Below are 20,096 nucleotides of genomic sequence, written 5' to 3'. Positions count from 1 at the left end.
ATGAATACGTTAAAGAAATATTCAAATACCATTTCCATGTCTCTATTGCAGACTTTGATCTTCTTGATGCTTGGCGGGATTAGCTCCGTACAAGCTCAGCAAAAAGTTCATATCAGCGATAAGGAAGATGTTGTCAAGCAAATTGCCGGACTTTTGAATAAGGGTGATCTCAATAAGGCCAAGCAGGTTTTGGACCTCCAAATTGCCAAATCACCGAAGGATTCCGACTTACGAATGTTCCTGGGAAAATATTATTGGTTGAGAAAGGATTATAGTAAAGCCCGTTTCGAATTGAATAAATCCGTGGCCTTTAATCCAGGCAATGTGGATGCGAAGCATTTATTGGTAGCAGTAGAAATGGAAACCGGAAGGTATTCCAGTGCAATATGTTACGTGAATGAACTATTAGAAGTGAATCCCTATTGGAGAGGCCTTTGGCGAAAGAAGATTGATCTTTACCGCCTTCAAGGCAACCATGTAGAAGCGGATCGTTTATTAAAACGCATTTCCCAGATCTTCCCTGATGATAAGGAATTGGAAGCTGATAGGAATTATCAAGCAGAGCTGAAGGCAAACGATCTTCGGAAATCAGGTAAGATCGAAGATGCAATTGCTGTGAATAAGCTTCTGATCCAGGAGAAACCCAATCAATTGGCCTTATACCATGAATTGGCTAATAACTACATAAAGGCTGGGGATTATTATGCAGCCTTGTCGACCGTGGATAGGGGCTTGACCTATTTTCCAGGAAATGGAAGTTTGGTGGATAAGAAGATCAGCATTTTAGAACATGATAAAAGATACGATGAGATCCTAAGTCTACTTCAGGCCCAATCGAAGGGTGGATCGGGCATCAACCGTACGAAATATAATTATTTCTTATTGGAGGCGGCACGGCATGCAAATGCAAAAGATCCGGCCACCTTGTACGGAAAGATTCTGGAAGCTGATCCCGGAAATGTGGAAGCATTTCCGCATGTGCTGAACAAGACCATTGCCAATCAGCAATATGATGAAGCTTTGCATCTTCTAAGGTCCTATGCCAATGTACGGGGCATGGATAAGGCCTTATCCCTTCGGGAATTGGATATCTATCGGTTAAAGGCTGATAAGAATAAGGTAAGATCACTGACCAGGTCGCTCTTTCTCCAGCATCCAAATGATACAGATATTAAAGCAGCTTATGTTGCCAGTTTAATTGAAGAAACCCGTGCCGATATGGCGGCAAATGAATATAGAGCAGCTATTCCCAAATTGAACGAAATATTAAATTATGGGGAGGCTGAAGAACGGGATTATGCGTTGAACAGTATGTACAATGCCTATTACCAAACCGGTCGTTTTTCAGATGCTATCGTCCTGTTGCAGGAGAAAATAAATCTTGATCCCAGAAATGTGGATCTAAAAATAAAGCTTTCGGGAATATATGAAGTTCAGGAGCAATATGAGCGCGCAGCAGAGATTTACGAATCGGTTCTTACGGAGGTTTCACAGGTTGAGCGGGAAAACTATGTGTCAGGCTACAACGACCTGATGTTAAAGATGGTCAAACTGGCCAACGAACAAGGGAATTATCCCTTAGCATACCAATGGACCAAGCGATGGTTGAAGCATTTTCCGCAGGATAAATATGCCTTGATGTATGGAGTGAATCTTTCCAATCAATTGGGATTGAAAGAGGAGATGCTAGCTCATGCACAAATGGCCAGCAACCTTTATCCACAGGATATACCTTTCAAACTAAAACTTGCCAATGCGCAATTGTTGAATGGGGCGAATATTCAAGAGGCATACGATTTGGTGAAAAAGGAAATTGCGCTATATCCTTATCATGAAGAGGTGAGAAATACCTTTGTACAATTCTCAACCGACTATGCGAATAACCTATTGAAAAATAAGGCCGATAAAGAGGTTATTGCAGTGGCCGATCAAGCTCTTTACTATAAACCACAGGATAAGGAACTGAAATACCTCAAAGGATTGGCCTACGAAAAACTGAAGCAGTACGATTCAGCCTATTATTACCAAAGTTTTTACGAACCTTCCTTGCTGGAATTGGAAGATTTTAAGGCTCATCTACAATTTCTGAATCAAAAAGGCTTTAAGAACGAAGTGGGACTTTACCACCTGAGGTCTAGATTTGGCGATAATTATACCATTCAATCCATCTCTACCTTTGAATATAGCCGATTTGAAGGAGTCAATACTTTTATCGGTCGGATCAATTATTCTGGCAGATCGGAAGGCAAAGGAATACAGGGACAGCTGGAATGGGGAAGAGGTTGGGATGCAAAATGGGCTACAAAAATAGATGCGGCTATTTCCAATAAATACTTTCCAAAAACAGCTTTCAATGCATCTGTTTATAGACAATTTAAAAATGATTGGGAACTTGAACTTGGAGCTGGCTACCGACAACTGTATACGGAAGAGCATTTATACAACGGTGTTCTGGGTTTGACCAAGGAAATCAATTCCTTCCGATTGAATGCCAAATACATGCAATTCTTTTTGGATGGCCATCTATTGTACAATGTGGGCTTGCAGGGTAGGTATTATATGAATAATCCTAAAAACTACTTGATGGCCATGGCTAATATTGGGAATAGTCCCGACGTGATGCTTCTCAATTATCAATTCATCAATTCCTTTTCGGTGATGAATGCGATGGTAGGAGCAGGGGTAGGCAGGATGGTGAGTAAACATATTTCTGCAGGTGTATTGGGTACCTGGTACAACTATGAAACCCATAATTATGAAATCCCTTATCGAAATCTGTATAATCTCTATTTCCAAGTCAATGTTTCGTTTTAATATCATATTGATCAGTTTGTTTTTAGGTATGTTAGGTTGTCAACCTTCCTACAGTCAGCTTCGTGCGAAAGGTTTTCTGATCAGCGATGATGGCACAACCGAAGGGGAAAGATGGGCTTCTTATTTATTTACCCATTTACAGAAACGATCTGAAAATAAAAAGGTAATCCTCCGGATGCGCCAGGAAGAAAATCCTCCCCAGGGCTATTTCCATTTGCATATCCAGGTAAATCCGGAATTACCTTTTGACTATGAGATAAAAAATGGTAAGGCGGCCTTAAACCTATCTGCCAAAGATAATAGGACCATGCTTTGGTTGATCTATCAATTGATTGATAGGATAGGGGAAGCCAATGATTATATCCAGAATGAAGATCTTCCACCTGCCTATATAGATTTTAAAGATCAGGCTCGAAATTTTGATTTTTCATACCGAGAGCCTCACTATCAACCCAATACCGATAGTGATTATGCAGGAATATTAGGGACGAATCAGTTGGATGCAGATTGGGGGATCTGGGGACACAACCTCAGCAAGTTGGTTGAAAAAAGGGAGGCTAGCCATGCAAAGCTGGATGGAAAACCTATGCCTGAGCAGTTATGCTTTTCCAGCCCTGATCTATTGGAACAAACAAAAGCGTATATCGTTGATAATTATGGTGATGGGGGGCTAGGACATGGAAATCATTTCATGCTTGCCCCTGAAGATAATGCCATCGCATTTACATGCGAGGCATGTACAGCTGCCGGGAATAAGGTGGGAGATGCGTCGGCAGCTGTATTTGCTTTTTTGGGGAAAATCAGTGCCCTATTTCCCAACCATCAATTCTTTACTACCGTCTATGGAACAGTTAAATCGCCGCCGAAAGGGAAATTACCCAGCAACGTAGGTGTGTTATTAAGCACCATTGACTTACCCAAGGGGGTCTCTTTCAAAGATGCCAAAGAATTTAATGTATTTAAGAAGAAAGTTAATACCTGGACATTAAAATCCTCCAAGTTGTACCTCTGGGATTATTCGATGAATTTCGATGATTACCTGACGGTACAGCCAAGCCTGCTCAGCATGCAAGCGCAATGGAAGGATTTTAAGGCATTGGGGATAAAGGGAATTTTTCTGAATGCCAGTGGCTATGATTACAGCAGTTTAGATGATGTTAAAACCTATGTAGCTGCCGCATTGATGAATGATGTAGACCTACCTGTTGAGCAATTATTGCGCGCCTATCTTCATCGCTTTTATCCTAAATCTGCTTCGATCCTGGCTTTGTATCTGATCGATCAGGAAAAGCAATCCTTTCAAGGCAAGGGATATGGTATGTATGCCGGATTTGCCGACATACAAAAGACTTATCTATTGGCGGACAGGTTCGCAAACTCCTACAAGGAACTGGAGAAGCTCTTACCACAAGTTACAGGATTGGAAAGGAAAAAACTTCAAAAACTCCTATTAGGAATGGGTTTTAGTAAGCTGCAATTGGCCTATCAAAAGGGATTGGAGTCCGGCGGAGCATTTGAAATAAAAAATGATCAGGTTCGGGTTAAGGCGGACATCCTTAAGATAGTGGAGGATCTACGAGCTGGTTTTTCCGCTAATGGTATTAAGATGTATAAGGAGGCTGATGGAGATATCTCCAATTATTTAGTTGCTTGGAAATCCTATTCTGGATGGGGACAGCAAAGAAATCGGTTGACAGCATCGCAAGTTAAATGGATTCAACCTGGAGATAATAATAAGGAAGCATTACATACCTGTTTGAATGGTATTCTTGGTTTTCCGCAGGATTATCAACAAGGATGGTTTACCTCGAATGAGGATATAGCTTTTGAGGTGAATTTTAATGATTTGCAAGGGACAAAAGGGATGTTTATCCGTTTTTTGGTTAATGAAAAGCATCGTTTTAATGTTCCAACGACAATTGAAATCCATCAATCAGGAAAGCTTATCAACAAATTAAAATTCGGCTTAATCAAGGAAGAGGAATCTCCGGTAAAGGAGATTGTTATTCCGTTTCAAGGCGTGGACTTGAGCAAACCGTTATTGGTTCGCATACAGAAGGCGTCGGAGGAGAACAAAAGATTGGCCATTGATGAACTACAAATATTGCATTAAAAGATTGGATATGAAAAATAACATGCTGCTTATAGGATTTATAGGGTTGATGTCGCTAAATGCCTGTTTTAACCCTAAAAATGAAAAGACCAGTTTGGAAATAATGGATAATGGCAGACATTATTACCCTATCCAAACAGGCCAGGATCTGGATGTGGTATTCAAGGTGAAGAACATCGGAAAATCACCATTGATCATCACGGACATTATAACTTCCTGTGGTTGCATCGTCTTGAATAAGAATACGACCAAGACGATTCCGGCAGGGCAAGAGGGGTTCATCAGCATGACCTATAACAGTACAAAGAATGTAGGTTTTGTGAAGCATTGGATAGAGCTCTATGGCAATTTCGAAAAGCTGGAAAAAATGGAATTGGTATTCGATGTCAACGTGGTGCCTGATGCGATGTATACGAAGGATTATGAAGAACTATTCCTGATGGAAAAGGAAAAGAACGGCAATATAGAAGACCTGGTAGATGGTACTGCCAATAACAAGGGCTATTATATGCGATTTGATGAAGAACAAACTAAATAATTAACAAAATATAAACACAAATTTTCTGCTTATGGAAGCATTAATTAACGGTCAGAAAAAGGAATACATGAACCTGGAAACGGAGACAAGGATTTTAAGAGCTTTGGAATCTTGGGAACAACATCAAGCTTTTTTAAATCCTGCCTGTTCCATAGGGTCAACAGCGAAGGAAATAGGTTGTAATACAAAATACTTATCCTTTGTGGTGAATAAAAACAAAGGCGCTGATTTTCCGAATTACATCAATAACCTACGAATTTCTTATCTGGAGCATTATTTGCGGACGGTAGAGGAAGCTCGCAATTTCAAATTGACTTATTTGGCGGCTTTATCTGGATTTTCTTCCTATGGTAAATTTGCGAAGAGCATCAAGGATAAAACTGGACTTAATCCGACCCAATTTATCGTGTTTTTTGATGAAAAAACTGCTTGATCTTATTCTATATAGAATGCTTTCGCATTTTCCAATTCATTGAATAGGATTTTTATTTTACGTTCTTCAAAGTATTTCATGTACGCATCACGATCTTTGTAAATGGCACCTTGACTTAGGGCATCCTCATAACCTTCAATGGTTTTTAGGATGTCCTTGGCATATGGTTGGTTGGCACCTTCGGTTTGCAGATACTGTTTGGTTTCCACTCTGTTATAGCCGAATACCAGCTCGATGTCCAGGTAGAATTCATTACTAGAAGCGAACTTGGCAAAGAACAGGTCGAACACATCGGATAGATCCATGTATTTGTAGAGCATATAGGCAGCAATATCTAAGGCGTATACCGGCATCATGCATTCCTGCTGCGCTTTAACCTCTTCTTTTATCAACCATTTAAGGAGTGGTTTGTCGGCTGCGGTATAGTTTTCCCATAAAGTCTTTATCAATCGAACCCTCGGCCAATAGTTCTGGTCCCTTAGTTCTTCTGGCTGTTTTTCATTATTGCTTTTACAGGCAAAAACAGTTAAAAGGTTGTTGTTTTGGGTTTTTCGATATTCTTCTATGATTTTAATGTAATTCTCCATTTCGTTCGTTCCAGTCCTCAGTTCACAAGGTAATTTGAAATGTAAAATAGCTTAAAATTACCAAAAAAAATAATTGGGCTCATTTTCAGCGGGATATTAATTTAGTTTTGGAGAACGGATGAAAATTTCTACTTTTGTCGCGGAGAGTTGGCAGAGTGGTCGAATGCGGCGGTCTTGAAAACCGTTAACTGTCACAGGTTCGGGGGTTCGAATCCCTCACTCTCCGCAACTATTTAAGCTAAACATTTAATAATAAGATGTTTAGCTTTTTCGTTTTTAGCAGGGGGACAATTTAGGGGACATTTAAGTCTAATTTTTGGCTTGAAAAATACTTTAATATATCTTTTTAACCATTCTTATTTTCATATCTTTGTTTTAAAGATCCAAAGAAAGGAAATTTTTAAATGCATTTAAGCTCGATTTCAATCGGGCTTTTATTTTTTCTGCAGCATAAAAAATACATCAAACCCCAACTTTGGGGGGAGATTCTTTAAACACGCAATATTCTGCGAAATAAAATGCTCGAAAATAATTTTTCAAAAGGTTACTTTAAATCACATTATAAACTGTCTGATCCCTCGTTAGTCAGTGGATAGGATGACGATTTAAAAGGTCAGGGGAAAATTTCCTTGAGCTATTTGTGATCAGAAATTACAAGGGTTAAAACCGATCATGGATTTAATACCCAAAATTCTGGGTGTTTATAATATTGGAAATTCCGACATTAATTACCCTTGCCGAAATTTAGGCCAGCCCAAATTATTATGTATTAATCTATACCGTAAAATTTATGGTTTCTATAAAAATTAAATATCTAGTTTCTCCATCCAGTCAGCTAACATTCTTGTTTTCTCTTCATTGGTGGCCTTTATGTACCTCAAAAACATTTCTTCTTTTTTATGGCCAGTTGCAGACATAATTAAGATGGTTGGAACCCCTAACTTAAACATATTTGTTGCATAGGAGCGGCGGCCAGTATGGCTTGTAACCTTTGAACTCCACATAATTTTATTGCCGTACTTATCGATCTCATAAACTCTATCTAATCCGATCTCAGATAATGAACATATTTTCTTAATTGTTCTATTAAAATGCTGATTGCTGCAAGGTGGTGGTAATTTATTGTTATATCTGGACAATATTTCTTTTAAGCCCTTCATAATTGGTATTGAAACCCTATTGTTTGTTTTACTCTGTTTAAGCCTGATAAAGCTGTCATCAATTTCCACCAATTCAAGGCTTGAATAATCACTGAAGCGTAAAGCCGTATAACATCCGATTAAAAACAGGTCCCTAACATGATGATAATATTTATCAATGTCAGCGTCCTGGATAGTTCTAATTTCTTCCAGTGTTAAAGCAATTCCAGTACTCTCATATTTTGGGGCTATAAACCTTTTATTTTTGTGCCCGGTGTTTTGGTGTAATTTATCATCAATACCTTCGTTCATAAAGGCTTTAATGTCCCTGACCCGAGTTGAAAAAGTACTTATCTTTTTCTTTTTTACGTTCAATAGGTAATTTCTATAATCGTTATAGAATGCAACATTAATATCATTAAAACTTAGCTGCTTTATCCGTTTATACTTAACATATTCCTTCAGGGATGATATCGTAGTGGACGGATTTTTCAAGCTGTTATACTTGTAATTAAGCCCCTGTCTATTTCCGCTGATAATGGGCCGTTTACCGCTTATCCGTTCAGCTTGGACAAACTCACAATAGGAAATAAAATCAACGGAACCAAAATTGGGTTGGTTGATGTCCTTTTGGTCTGTCAAGGATTCTGTGGACGGAAATTTGCTTTGGCTGATTTTCTCTACTCTGAATTCTTTTGTGATCCTTTTTTTAAGTTCATCGTTGTCATGTATCTTTTCATTGATAACCAAAGTGACTGCAAATGATTTCATTTCCTCAAGCTTCTTATTATATTGGTGTGAATACATAAAACCTTTCATAATCGGTTTTTTGGTATTGCTTAGCCAGTATTTTTCATTGTAGAATTGGTTTTCAATACGCAATCCGGTGTAGTATTCTAATCTTTTATCTGATCCATGGGAGTAGTAAAGCCACAATTGGCCATCTTTTTCATTAGACCTTCGTTTTAAGTAAATCTTTGGAATAGTCATAATGTCGTCTTTGGTGATATTAAATAATCCCTACCTTTTTATTGATAGGGATTATAATAACGTAATAGTGTGTGTTTATGTTACTTTATCAAAGCCCTAACATTTCAATGTTTTCCTTTGCTATCCTTTCGATATCGTGATGATCAAACCAATCTTCATATATAGTTTCAACTCCATCAATCAATCGGATAAAAATCACCTCTGTACCATGAGGCAATTTTTGATATACCATTGCATCGTACATGATCGTGAGAATTAATATTAAAATTCCTTGATAGAACTCAAAACATCTTCATCGATCCATTCCATAGTAGACCCTCCATCCACAAATTCATTGACCACAATTATCTGATTGTCTTCTCTAACAATATAGCGGCTCTTTACTTTCTTCAATTGCCCTAAATGATATGCTTGAATGTTCATGATATCCAGATTTAACAGTTAACTAATGATTGTCTTTTAGCCGTCAACTTGCCAATAAACTCAAAGTCATTTTGAATTATTGGTGATTCCTCGAAGATTTTGGAAAGATCGGCTTTGGTTGTTGATAATTCGATCTTCTTCAATCCAATCAACTTTATGAACTCTGGATCTTTTTGCAATGGAATATTATTATTCCAAATCTTATTGATTGCCTCTAAACTTTTTGCGCTCGAGATCAATTTTGGTAATCCACTTTCCGAGAAAAGACGGATCTTAGATAACGCTGAAAGGCTAGGTTCATAGATTTCGTTCATAATGGATTCAGCCTTTTCTAGCATTAATTCCATTTCAGAAGCTGCATTGAATATTTCTTGAACATTGTCATCACCTTCTGGGAAAAGGCTTTTGTCTTCAATCATTAGTCTGAGCCTGTTAATGCTTCTTAAGCATGCAGTTAGACGTACTGAACCCAATTCAATTGAATCGGTTGCGATCTCCAATAGGCTTGGGAGATCAATGATTTGGTTTGCTGGGGTTGTTTTTTCCTGTGTTCGCATAATTTGAAAATTTATAAATAGTCTAGGTCACCGCGAACACAGACGTGAAACGTTGGGTTTCTGGACTTTCACCAGTATGCCTAGACATTATTGTTAATAAGATTATTCAGTGGACTTGCTCCACATCTATGTTCGCACTTCAAAAATGCAAAATATTATTGATAATAACAAGGGAAAAGTATCTTAATGTATTCCATTGTATTCATTGTATATTTGCTAAACCAAACTATTTATTATGAACAAACTAATTATTGTTGGAAATGGATTTGATATTCATTGTGGCTTACCCTCTAGATATTCAGATTTCATTAAATGGCTTATTGTTTCAAGTATTAACGTTGAAGGAAATGACCAATATTTTTCAAACGAATTATTAGAGATTTCTTGTGAGCGAATTTACTACGGCCAAAACCTGAAAACCTTTTCTACACTTCATGAACTTGTAAATTTTATGTTTTTAAATAAATACAATTTTCAAAATGAAGGTATTTATGATTTTATTATTGGTGATATGATGTTTCGATTAAATTTTGATATAAAATCTCAATTGCTTAATGAACTTTTAAGGCATCAAACTGAAAAGAATTGGGTGGACATTGAGATGATTTACTATAAGAATTTAAAAATTCTTTTAAAGAGACTTGTAAATGAAAATTCTCAAATACGATTTATGGATGAAGAACTTATTGAAATCAATAAGGATCTAGATTTTATTAAAATATACTTGGGAAAGTATTTAAAGGAAGTAATTAGTAGAGCAAATGTACCTTATGATTTTAATTATTGTGCAGAAGGGGGAATAAACCCCAAAATAGTAATTGATAAGTTTCACATAGAAAAGCTAGGAGATGATGATTACGAAGATGAACATAAACGAGAAATAAAATTTAAAAATATTACATTCTTGAACTTTAACTATACTGGTTTGCCATATCAGTTATCTAGAGGAAATTATTATAATATAAATATTCATGGAAGTCTTTCCCAAAGAAATAATCCACCAGTATTTGGATTTGGAGATGAAATTGACTCTGATTATTTAGAGATGGAAAAAACAAATAATAATGACTTCCTTACACACATCAAATCTTTTGCTTATTTCCATAATACTAATTATAAAGAGTTAATTGATTTTATTGATTCTGATTCTTATGTAGTTTATATCTGGGGTCATTCCTGTGGGCTTTCTGACAGAACATTGCTTAATATGATATTTGAGCATGACAATTGTGCTGCAATTAAGCCTTATTATTGGCAACGAGGAAATAACGATGACAACTATACGGAAATTACACAAAATATCTCTAGGCACTTTAGAAACAAACTTAAGATGAGGAATAGAGTAATTAACAAGGTGGATTGTTCTATGCTTGGAAGCCAATATTAAATAATTTACAATACTTCTTAATTAAAGATATAAATCTTAAAAAATTATTCAAGGACCATAATCCAAACTTTTTTACAATTAAAAAAACAAACCCCTGAGTGGTCGAACCGGCTCAGGGGGTAAAGCTTTTTAATCGTGAGGTTACCGTAGTGAGTGAGTCCCCGAAAACAGTAAAATTGCATTAAATCCACCAGAACCAAACCGTTGGAACAGTTGGTACAACTTGCCCATTTACTTGTCCTACACTTTATTTGCCAAATGCTATGTGCAGTGATTTCATCGCATTTAGACCATCTCGATCTATTGAATCATCGGCTGTCATAACATTCGTTTTGCCCCATCCTCCATAGGGACCATAAAAATAGAGAATATTTTAATATATTCGAATTTTGTCATAAAAATTAATGGGAAAGCTAAACAACAGAAGTAAAATTGATTTATCTGACCAGGGATTAACTGAAATTCCTAATGAAGTTTTTGAATGCAAGAACCTTAAAGTTTTAAAACTAAGTGGTAACAAGCTGAAAACATTACCCAAGGAACTTTATTCATTGAGACATCTTAAAGTTCTAGATATTTCTAAAAATGAAATAACTTCTATTTATTCAAATATTGAATCACTTATAAATCTAAAAGTGTTAAACTTGAATGGCAATCGATTAAAATCAATTCCCAAACAAGTCTGTCAATTATACGGATTAGAAAAGTTGCTAATTGCTGATAATAAATTTGTGGAGCTTCCTGAAGGCTTAAACAATTTAAAAAATTTGAGATATTTAAATGTTTCGAATAATAATTTTGCTTATTTCCCAAATGTTATATTAGACCTAGAAAAGCTAGAAAGATTATGGTTAAATAATATGGGTTTTGATGTCATTCCTATCGAAGCAATAAAATCAAGATTAACCAAATTAAGAGGATTGTATTTATTTGGGCCAAATATTTATTTAGAAGGCAACCCCTTACAACCTCTTTTCGACAAGAAAGGTAATTTAATTCATACCATAAATTTGACAAAATTTAATGATGATCAAATGGGCAACAGAATTGAGGTAATGAAAGAGGATATAAAAATAGATGCGAATAAGAAACATAAAATTTTTGTGAGTTACTCTCACAAGGATAGTGTATTTAAAGATGATGTTGAAGAAATGTTAATGAGTATAAAGAATATTATGCCTGAAATAGATTTCAACTTTTGGATTGACACACAAATACCTGTAGGAAGTGACTGGTTTGAGGAAATTGAATCTCAACTAAACGAGTGTAGTATAGCAATAATGATTGTCTCGCAAAGCTTTTTAGCTTCAGAATTTATAATGAAAACTGAAGTTCCAAAACTTTTAAAAAAATTAGAGGAAGAAGGCATTAGGATCATTCCGATAATTGCAAGAAGATGTCTTTATAACAAATCTAATCTTAGAAAATTTCAGGCAATAAACAAGTTAGAAAACCCTTTGGCTTCACTTGATATCCACCAAAAAGATTTAGTTTATTATAATCTTGGTGAAACTATTACTAAATTTCTAGGTGTATAAGTTTTTATCAATTAAGTGTTTTTAACAGTAACTTTTAAACGATTAGTTACAACCGTCTGGTTTACTTCAGGCATAATGTATTGTTCCATTAATTCAACCAAAATATATTTTTCAGCATCGTAATGGTGCTTTAGGATTGCCTTTAAATCACCTAACAATTTATTTATTCGTAATTGGTCCGGGATATCAGTTAAAACAACATCTTTGCCTTCAATCATAGCATTAAATTTTGGGTTTGGTACGAACAAGTTAATATTTGCTATTCCTTCCTGGAGCTGATCAAAGTCAACGGATAATATATTTATGGTTATATCCTCTCTATTGCTATTTGTGGGCCGGTTGAACTTTCTTATCTTTCCGGATATCGTTTGTTTGATATCGCTTTCCCATAAGAGCGTAAAAAGGTGGTCAATGATTACTGCGGCTGTCATTTAATATTGATTGTTGAAGTGAATTAATTTATTTTCCAAAGTGGTTTAAAACCACTTCATAATTTTCAAAAGTGGTAAAATCGAACTTTTACATACACGGAATTACGGACATTTAGATAGGGGAAATTTCCCCCATCTATAAATCCTCTTCATTTGCCTCTAACCATGATTCAATCGGAATACCATTTTCGGTATCATTCTCATAAAGCCATCGGTCCATGGAAATATCTTCACCGTTTCTTATGCCTTCGATTATCATTTTCCTCATCTGCAATTTCCTTTCAGAAAGATCTTGACTTATGTCTTCATTATTCCTCATCATCATCTTCGTTTATTCCCATGGCCATATCAACCAAGGTGAAAAATTGATCATCAGTCATATTTTTAACTTTATCTTCCAATTGTTGATTTGTGTAAACTTTAGCGTCAACCGATGATAGTGTAGGAATGGCAAATTTCATAACCTTTTCCATTGCCATTATCTTGTCTTTGGGACTTAGTTTTTTAAAATCCTTGGTAAACTCTCCGTTATTAAAATAATCGCTGGCAATGTCTTTAATTATCTCCCGCACCTCTTTATTAATTTTGTTTGGAGTTCCTTTTGCGCGGCCCCCTAAACGTTTACCGCCTGGGGGCCTTCCTACCTGTTTCTTTTCCATAATCACTAATTACTACTTTTAACTACTTTAGTAATTCACTTCTTAACCAATGTCTTGTTAATCAATAAGATATTAGATTTTCCACTTTTTGTTGTTTCAGCTATCGAATCATGATGTAATTCAATTGAAACATAAGCATTATCTGAGGCCTTCACAATGACTTTTGAATCGTTTGTTGCATAGATCTCGCAAACGTTGAAATCATCGACTTGGACCGTTATAGAGCCCCCGAAAACAATTACAAATCGAGGGTTTATAATCGTTTTATCTGTACCTTTAGGATAGATGTTATTTGATTCTAATTGTTCTCTATACTCGTTCAATAGATCCAAAGACGGAAATTGGTTTTTCATACAAAATTCAATTCCCTGTGGAGACTTCATCAAATCAATTAGATCATTCACATTATTTGCCCGGCTAATCATTTTTAGACCTTTTTCTGTGCATGCTCCGGCTTTGTAGGCAGCATTATATATTTCTTGAATGTTCATTTTGTCTTTCCTTTCTAATTTTATTTAAAGTATCGCTGACCATTTCGGACATAACATCGTGTTTTACCAAACCATTTTTCAAGCGATCCTGCAATTGCTGCTGTTCCTTTTGGATATCTTCGTAGTCATCGAACCTATGTACAAGCATTTGGGAAACTGTTAAGGTATCTCCATAGCGATCATTTTTATTGCATTGGAAAACTGTTAGATGGATTTCCCCTGCGGAAAATATTCTTTCTCGATCAGATTCATTAAAAAGCTCGTTCGATCTGATCAATTGCTGCTTAACAATGTTCATTGAACCTAGATAGAAATTTTCATTCATCAGCTTCTGATTGTCATCGGCGATCTTTTCAAATTCTTCCATTGGAAGTATTGGATCATCGTTCAAATGACATACATTCCCTTCATAATCATCAGTTTCAGGGTTTATGGTTCCGCAATCTTTAACACGATCCCTTAAAAAGTGTAACCTTCTCCCTAACAGCAAGTTCCTTGGCCTTTTATTACCGTTTTTGTCAAGAGTTGATAGTCCGTGAACAATTATTTGCCCTAAAAGTCCTGGATAGGAATATTTATTTGAAAGATCCCATGGATAGTTATCAATAAAATCCTTCAAATAGGTATTGAGATCATTCCGCAAGGAATCTAATAATCCATCATAGCTATCAATATTTTGGTCCTCAATAAATTCATGAACTTTTATCCCTAATTCAACTGAGCCGGTAACAATAATGCTTGATTTTAAGTGTTGGTAATAAAAATTTTTGGAAGTAAACTTTGAATGTGTCTTATCGTAGGTTTTATCTCCAACTATAAGTGGGATTTTAATCATCGCAGCTGTGTCGTTTGCTAAGAAAATATAATCTGTTTCTGCTGTTCTTATGTATAATGCTGAATATCCTGACATATTAAATATTTTTAATTTTTACTCCAATAATTCCCAATTGCTCAGAACTAGAGCTTTCAGTAATTGCCCTAGATATCGAACCTTCTAGCCCCCTTGTGTTACTCTCACTTTCTTTTTTCAGGCCCAAACCTCCATAAAGGTTTTCCAACATTGATCCGATCATTTTCCCTGCTTCATTTACTTGGGTTTTGTACCCTTCAAAATTGAATCCAGCAAGGTTATTGTCATTTGCCTCCATGAAAGAATCCAGATCATTGATCAATCCTTTTATTATCGGTTCGATGTATTTTAATTTTAGGCTGTTTGCGAGAGCATTCTTTATGAATTTATCAAATACTTTGTCAGTTGCTTCTATTGCATCAGCACCTTCCTCAAAGGCAGAAATAAGGGCATCAGAAATACTTTGGGACAGTTGCTTGATATCTGTCCCTACACGCATTTCTTTCATTGATTTTTCGATTGCTGCAATTTCATCATCGATCTGACTTATACCATCCTTATATCCCTGCACCTTTGATTTGTCGGATTTCTTCTTTTGTTCCTCGGCTCTGGCCATTTGGGACATCAATCTTTGCTGCTCCCTTAGATTCTTAATTGCAAGCTCACTGTTTGCATAGATACTTTCACCTACTGAATCGTTCAATTGTTTGTCAATCTTAGAAAAGGAACTTTCCAATGAAGATAATTGTTCTTGGTACCTATCTAGCTGTTTCTGTATTTTTTTGTCCTTAGTATTGAAAATATCAATAACTGCAGTCAGAACTTTTATAGATCCTGATATCACGGCAATTGGGTTCCCTGAAGCTATTCCTGCTGCAACTCCGCTTAATCCATCAGTTAAAGAGCCTATCTTTTGGATAGTGTCCTGAAGGCCAGAACTGGCCCCCAGAGAATCAAGCATGCCCGAAAGATCGCCAATGAGTCCAGAAGCATCAGCCAGGTCCCTTGAAAGTGCTGAAAACATTCCGCTTTGCGCTTTCTTGGTTTCATCGCTTTCTTTCCCGTATTCCTTAAGCGATTTCCTATAATTGTCCAAAGCTGATTTTGAAGCAATCCAAGACTTATCGATATTGTTCTGGGTCTTTGCTGAATTCAGTTCGTTTGTCAACTGATCATAATCCTGTTTGGTCAATTTTCCTGCTTTTAATTCAGCATCTAATCTGGTCTGAATATCGTCCAAAACTTTATCCGTTGCTTTCTTAGAATAAAACTGAAGTGAATTAAAGACCTTTTCCCATTCAACCTGCTTTTGAAGGTTTACATTAGTCAATGAGCTGATCTCTTCGTCATATCGTTTTTTCAATTGGGCCTTTTGTTCCTCAGTGGCTTTTGAGCCCAAAACTTTTAGTTTTTGCTGATATTCCTGCTGAAGTTTAAGTACATCGTCATCATAGGTAGAAGCTAAAGATAGAGCATCTGCGAATTCCTGTTTAGCCATTTGCTCGTCCTGATCTTTCGCAGCTTTTTTCATTTTCCCTAATTCGTCCACTCTTTCCTTTTGAGCTAGGGTCAATTTGGCCGTAGTGCCTTTGAAGCCGCTAAGCATTGTAGTTTCCTCTAAGGTTGAGGCTTTTAAATATTCAGCCTCTAAATTTGAACGAAAATTTTCAACGATGGATAATTGATCACTGAAATGTTCCTTTGCAGCTTTCTCTCCAACTTCTTTCCCGTAGGCGTTATACGAATCATAAATGCGCTTCTGTTCCTCAAGATCCTTAACTAACTCATCGGTGCCTTGTTTGAATTCGGTTTCCTTAACTGCACGTTGCTCTATCTGATCGATAACAGTTGTATTGATTTTAATCTTTGGATTTTTGCTATTGTATTCTTGGATTTCTTTCTTAATTTCAGCAAACTTATCCCTGACTGATTGTATTTCTGCTTCATTGGAATCCATGAATTTACGGGCATATTCTTTGTCAATGTCTGCAATCTTATCAACAAGGGATTTATATTCATTCAATTCGCTGGTACTGATCTTTGGAGCTTTTCCATCGCCGTAATCACCAGTTATGATAGATACACCATTTGTTTTGATCAATTTATCAATTTCACTCTCATATCTATTGATTTGCTTGGAAAGCTTTTTGTTGGCCTTTTCCATAATATCGGCATCTGCAAGGGCTTTTCTGGGCGCAGAAGTACCGCTACCCCATGTTGATGCAGAAGTGACCATACCACCATTTTTGATAAGATCATCCTCGAATTGCATTTTAGATCGATCACGCTTTGAAACGGAATTACGCTTTTCCAAAATAGCATCATTGTTTTCCAGCATCTTTGTGCTGATTTCAGTAATCTTATTTTCATAAGCCCTGGCCTGAGCTGTTGCAAGTATAGATTTAGAAAGTTGTCCGTATGCATTTGTTGCTTTTCCGGCAAGTATTGCCTCGGTATCCATTTTTTTGAAATATTCCGGATATTGTTGCTGAAGCTGCTTTACAGCTTTTAACCTTTCATTGTAGGAAAGTTTATTATCAGTAGCTGCCCTATACAAAGTTTTTAAAGAGGTCAATTCACCTTGGGCGCTCTTAGTTCCTTCCAAACGGGTTGCATTGAAATCTTGATTGGCTTTTTTGAGTTCAGCTAAAGCATCTTTGCCTTTGAACAATGCTTTCACCCACTCACCAATTTCTTTTCCAGAAACAGTAAGTAAAGTAATTCCAATTGATAATGCTGTCTGCCATGAGAACAAACCACTAACTAATTGCTTCCATACTGGAACTCCTTTTTTTCCTTCAGCAGTCAATGCTTTATTAGCTGAAGCGGCCTTATTCAGTTCGTCAACAAAAATTGGAATGTTATTGCTCAGAGCCATAAAACCAGTTTGCACGGAATATGTAAATGCGGGTAATTCTCTGGTCATTTGATTGATCGAATTCTGCATTCCATTCCACCCCGAAGCGTAGTTACCTACATTACGGCCATAAGTTCCCATCTTTTGCTCCATTGCAGAAACCTGTTTGTAGAGCTCCTGCTGTTTGGCGATCATTTCATTTACTTCCTTGTTGGACCCATCCATTGCACCGCCCATCTTCACGATTTCAGCATTATATTGGGCTAGTTTTATTCTACCTTCTTCCAATGATCCAGCTGCAACGTTTTCCAGTTGAATAGATTGTTGGATATCTTTATTTAGTGCCTTTAATGAAATTGCAGCTTGTCGTTGCTGAATCTCGATTGCTCCAAGGGCTTTGTTATATTGTTCGGTGGAAAGAGTTCCAGCGGCCAATTGTCTCTTTAATTCTGCTTTGGCCTGGCTCAATTCCGTTACACGTGATCTAAGTTCTGCTAATCGGTAAGCCGATTCTTGGGCCTTTTCCTCCAATTGCCCCAATGCAACCATTGCACCTTGAATTGTCTTGGCCGCATTGGCGTCAAACTCAGGTAATTTGGGACCGGATCCAGAAGGGTTCTTTTTCACTCCCTCCCAAAATTTATCTGATTCAGTTTTTAACCCATTTAATAGATCTTTCCATTTCTTTTGGATATCTGCCGTGTCTAAAGTTGCTTTTAACTCTAGTGCAGCACCTCCATCATTCAATTCTATTGCCATCTCTATCTATTTTAATTTCTTTATTAATTGTCTCGCAAATGTTGTAAGAACTGACTTGTTTGCTCTATTCTCTACATACATTGCATAATCTTCACCAGCTACAAGAATCAGCAATAGCTTATCCTTATATTCTTCAACTCTTTCATTTATCAGTTTTTCAGCTTTAGCATAACCATCTGAACCATCTCCTTTTTTCCCATCACCGACAAGTTCAAAGTCTGATTTGAGGATCTTGCCGTTAAGCGAAACAGCTACACCTAAAGAGCTTCTAAGGTTATTGGTGTGATTCATGAACTTAGCATTGTCCCTAGCATCCTTAATTGTTGACTGGCCCATTTGGAAAAGTTTTTCAGCTGCTTCTTCAATTACTTTTTCAGTTTTCTGCTTGAGTACTTTTAAAATCTGATTTTCATTTTTAATCTTTAAATTGATCATTTGCTTGCATCTTTTTTTGCTTTCAAGTTTTGCAAAAACTGCATTCCGGTAAGCTCTCCACCTGCTTCAATCTTGTTGCCTTCCTTGTCAAATTTTGGAATGCTCATGTTCATCAATAGAATGTTCTGATAGGATAAACCCCAAATTACCTCGTTGAATGAAATCCCCCAGAACTTAACAACATTGCCCATCATCTCCCAATAATTGATCTTCCTACTACCTGCCCAAAATTTCTTCTTAGGTGATTTATCCAAATCGTCAGAGGACGCCTTGATTTTATCCAGTCCGTACATTGAGTATATTTCATCAATTACAACAGAATTCTTAACAAGGTGGATGATCCTTAGAAGGTCAGCATTAGTTAGGTTCATGAGAAAGGTATTGAACCAATCTGGAATAACATTTTTACCAAAAAAAATTATTGATAAGGGTTTATATAAAAGATCCAAATCATTGAGATCAAAAACAAGATTTTCCATATTACCTAATTCCCTAGTGAACAATAAATAGGATCCAAAACTAGGTGGAGAAAAGACTATCTCCATATCATCCATAATAATTGAGGTCTTAGCCTCTGACAGAACGCCAAAGGCTAACCTCATATTCAAATATTTGCTATTCTGAATCTCCATTTTCTTCATAGGTTAATCCTAACCCTTTTAAAATGACAATAGATTGAATGAATGAAGGCATATCCAAGGCCTTTAACAGAACATCCTTTAATAGATTGAATTCTACTTCATTCATTTTTTTTAGTTGCTCGCAAAGCCATTTTGGAGGTGATTTGAACGGATCGTTTACAACCAGTACCGCCATCGCATAAACAAGGTTTTCAACGTGCTCAGAAGAAAGAAATAAACCTAGGGACATCATGTCTACTGATTCGGACATGGTAAAGCTATCCATCTTTCTCATGATCTGGGCGTATCTGATCCTAACACCCAATTTTGTTGAGGTAATTTCAAAGCTTTCCTTTTTTATTTTCGGTTCCCGTCGAAGGATATAGTCGATCAATGACCTTTTCAATGGCCTGTCGATAGTAAGAATAGAAATTACTTCAGGTTTCTTTATTTCGATTATGTCTACTTTTTCCAT

At 36.5% G+C, this 20,096-nt stretch carries 19 protein-coding genes and 1 tRNA gene; 7 read left to right on the top strand and 13 right to left on the bottom strand.

Translation table 11 applies throughout. The features are described 5' to 3' along the window. From E3D81_RS04605 to E3D81_RS04590, 4 genes are read left to right on the top strand one after another with little or no spacing between them, the layout of a single operon-like run. Positions 1 to 2,814, top strand: a complete 2,814-nt coding sequence (locus tag E3D81_RS04605; RefSeq protein ID WP_134776592.1) for a YaiO family outer membrane beta-barrel protein — start codon at positions 1 to 3, stop codon at positions 2,812 to 2,814. After that, complete coding sequence (locus E3D81_RS04600) at positions 2,801 to 4,927, top strand: DUF4838 domain-containing protein (RefSeq protein WP_167554231.1); 2,127 nt, start codon at positions 2,801 to 2,803, stop codon at positions 4,925 to 4,927. Before E3D81_RS04605 ends, E3D81_RS04600 begins: the two co-directional genes overlap by 14 nt. Before the next feature lie 10 nt (positions 4,928 to 4,937). Then, positions 4,938 to 5,465, top strand: coding sequence for a DUF1573 domain-containing protein (locus E3D81_RS04595; RefSeq protein ID WP_099367560.1), 528 nt, complete (start codon positions 4,938 to 4,940; stop codon positions 5,463 to 5,465). Between the two features lie 31 nt (positions 5,466 to 5,496). Next, complete coding sequence (locus E3D81_RS04590; RefSeq protein WP_099367462.1) at positions 5,497 to 5,898, top strand: helix-turn-helix domain-containing protein; 402 nt, start codon at positions 5,497 to 5,499, stop codon at positions 5,896 to 5,898. 2 nt (positions 5,899 to 5,900) lie between these two features. On the opposite strand, the gene E3D81_RS04585 is transcribed toward E3D81_RS04590, so the two are convergent. Beyond that, positions 5,901 to 6,485 (bottom strand): hypothetical protein, encoded by a 585-nt coding sequence (locus E3D81_RS04585; protein ID WP_134776590.1) that lies wholly within the window; start codon positions 6,483 to 6,485, stop codon positions 5,901 to 5,903. A 141-nt stretch (positions 6,486 to 6,626) separates the two neighbouring features. Between E3D81_RS04585 and E3D81_RS04580 the strand changes: the two genes are divergently transcribed. Next, positions 6,627 to 6,711, top strand: a tRNA-Ser gene (locus tag E3D81_RS04580). Between the two features lie 580 nt (positions 6,712 to 7,291). Here E3D81_RS04580 and E3D81_RS04575 read toward each other — a convergent pair. From E3D81_RS04575 to E3D81_RS04570, 3 genes are all read right to left on the bottom strand, one after another. Beyond that, positions 7,292 to 8,614, bottom strand: a complete 1,323-nt coding sequence (locus E3D81_RS04575) for a site-specific integrase (protein WP_134776589.1) — start codon at positions 8,612 to 8,614, stop codon at positions 7,292 to 7,294. 261 nt (positions 8,615 to 8,875) lie between these two features. Further along, entirely contained in the window at positions 8,876 to 9,037 is a 162-nt protein-coding gene (locus E3D81_RS17195; protein ID WP_167554230.1) for a hypothetical protein, read from the bottom strand. An 11-nt stretch (positions 9,038 to 9,048) separates the two neighbouring features. Next, positions 9,049 to 9,594: a hypothetical protein gene (locus tag E3D81_RS04570; RefSeq protein WP_134776588.1), complete on the bottom strand. Its 546-nt coding sequence runs from the start codon at positions 9,592 to 9,594 to the stop codon at positions 9,049 to 9,051. Positions 9,595 to 9,829: 235 nt separating this feature from the next. On the opposite strand from E3D81_RS04570, the gene E3D81_RS04565 reads away from it, so the two are divergent. Then, the gene (locus tag E3D81_RS04565) at positions 9,830 to 10,981 is read left to right on the top strand and encodes an AbiH family protein (RefSeq protein WP_134776587.1); all 1,152 of its coding nucleotides are present in this window, start codon (positions 9,830 to 9,832) and stop codon (positions 10,979 to 10,981) included. A gap of 404 nt (positions 10,982 to 11,385) precedes the next feature. Further along, positions 11,386 to 12,519 carry a leucine-rich repeat domain-containing protein gene (locus E3D81_RS04560; protein ID WP_134776586.1) on the top strand — a complete coding sequence of 378 codons (1,134 nt, stop codon included), beginning with the start codon at positions 11,386 to 11,388 and terminating at the stop codon, positions 12,517 to 12,519. Positions 12,520 to 12,530: 11 nt separating this feature from the next. On the opposite strand, the gene E3D81_RS04555 is transcribed toward E3D81_RS04560, so the two are convergent. The 9 genes from E3D81_RS04555 to E3D81_RS04520 all read right to left on the bottom strand — a co-directional run bounded on the left by E3D81_RS04555 (position 12,531) and on the right by E3D81_RS04520 (position 20,096). Further along, entirely contained in the window at positions 12,531 to 12,950 is a 420-nt protein-coding gene (locus E3D81_RS04555; protein ID WP_134776585.1) for a hypothetical protein, read from the bottom strand. 136 nt (positions 12,951 to 13,086) lie between these two features. Beyond that, positions 13,087 to 13,218: a hypothetical protein gene (locus E3D81_RS17565; RefSeq protein ID WP_262708801.1), complete on the bottom strand. Its 132-nt coding sequence runs from the start codon at positions 13,216 to 13,218 to the stop codon at positions 13,087 to 13,089. Between the two features lie 40 nt (positions 13,219 to 13,258). Beyond that, a complete protein-coding gene (locus E3D81_RS04550; protein ID WP_134776584.1) occupies positions 13,259 to 13,609 on the bottom strand; it encodes a hypothetical protein in 351 nt (116 codons plus the stop codon). A gap of 35 nt (positions 13,610 to 13,644) precedes the next feature. Further along, the gene (locus E3D81_RS04545) at positions 13,645 to 14,100 is read right to left on the bottom strand and encodes a hypothetical protein (RefSeq protein ID WP_134776583.1); all 456 of its coding nucleotides are present in this window, start codon (positions 14,098 to 14,100) and stop codon (positions 13,645 to 13,647) included. Then, on the bottom strand, positions 14,078 to 15,010 hold the full coding sequence (locus E3D81_RS04540) for a hypothetical protein (RefSeq protein ID WP_134776582.1): 933 nt from the start codon (positions 15,008 to 15,010) through the stop codon (positions 14,078 to 14,080). Before E3D81_RS04540 ends, E3D81_RS04545 begins: the two co-directional genes overlap by 23 nt. A gap of 1 nt (position 15,011) precedes the next feature. Then, positions 15,012 to 18,566, bottom strand: coding sequence for a hypothetical protein (locus E3D81_RS04535; protein ID WP_134776581.1), 3,555 nt, complete (start codon positions 18,564 to 18,566; stop codon positions 15,012 to 15,014). A gap of 6 nt (positions 18,567 to 18,572) precedes the next feature. Continuing rightward, positions 18,573 to 19,001 (bottom strand): hypothetical protein, encoded by a 429-nt coding sequence (locus E3D81_RS04530; RefSeq protein ID WP_134776580.1) that lies wholly within the window; start codon positions 18,999 to 19,001, stop codon positions 18,573 to 18,575. After that, positions 18,998 to 19,642 carry a hypothetical protein gene (locus tag E3D81_RS04525; RefSeq protein WP_134776579.1) on the bottom strand — a complete coding sequence of 215 codons (645 nt, stop codon included), beginning with the start codon at positions 19,640 to 19,642 and terminating at the stop codon, positions 18,998 to 19,000. Before E3D81_RS04525 ends, E3D81_RS04530 begins: the two co-directional genes overlap by 4 nt. Beyond that, positions 19,617 to 20,096, bottom strand: a complete 480-nt coding sequence (locus E3D81_RS04520) for a hypothetical protein (RefSeq protein WP_134776578.1) — start codon at positions 20,094 to 20,096, stop codon at positions 19,617 to 19,619. The genes E3D81_RS04525 and E3D81_RS04520 overlap by 26 nt, the downstream gene beginning before the upstream one ends.

Source organism: Sphingobacterium sp. CZ-2 (genome assembly GCF_004526235.1).
In the GTDB taxonomy this organism is placed as follows: domain Bacteria; phylum Bacteroidota; class Bacteroidia; order Sphingobacteriales; family Sphingobacteriaceae; genus Sphingobacterium; species Sphingobacterium tenebrionis.
This window is presented reverse-complemented; position numbering and strand designations above follow the sequence as displayed.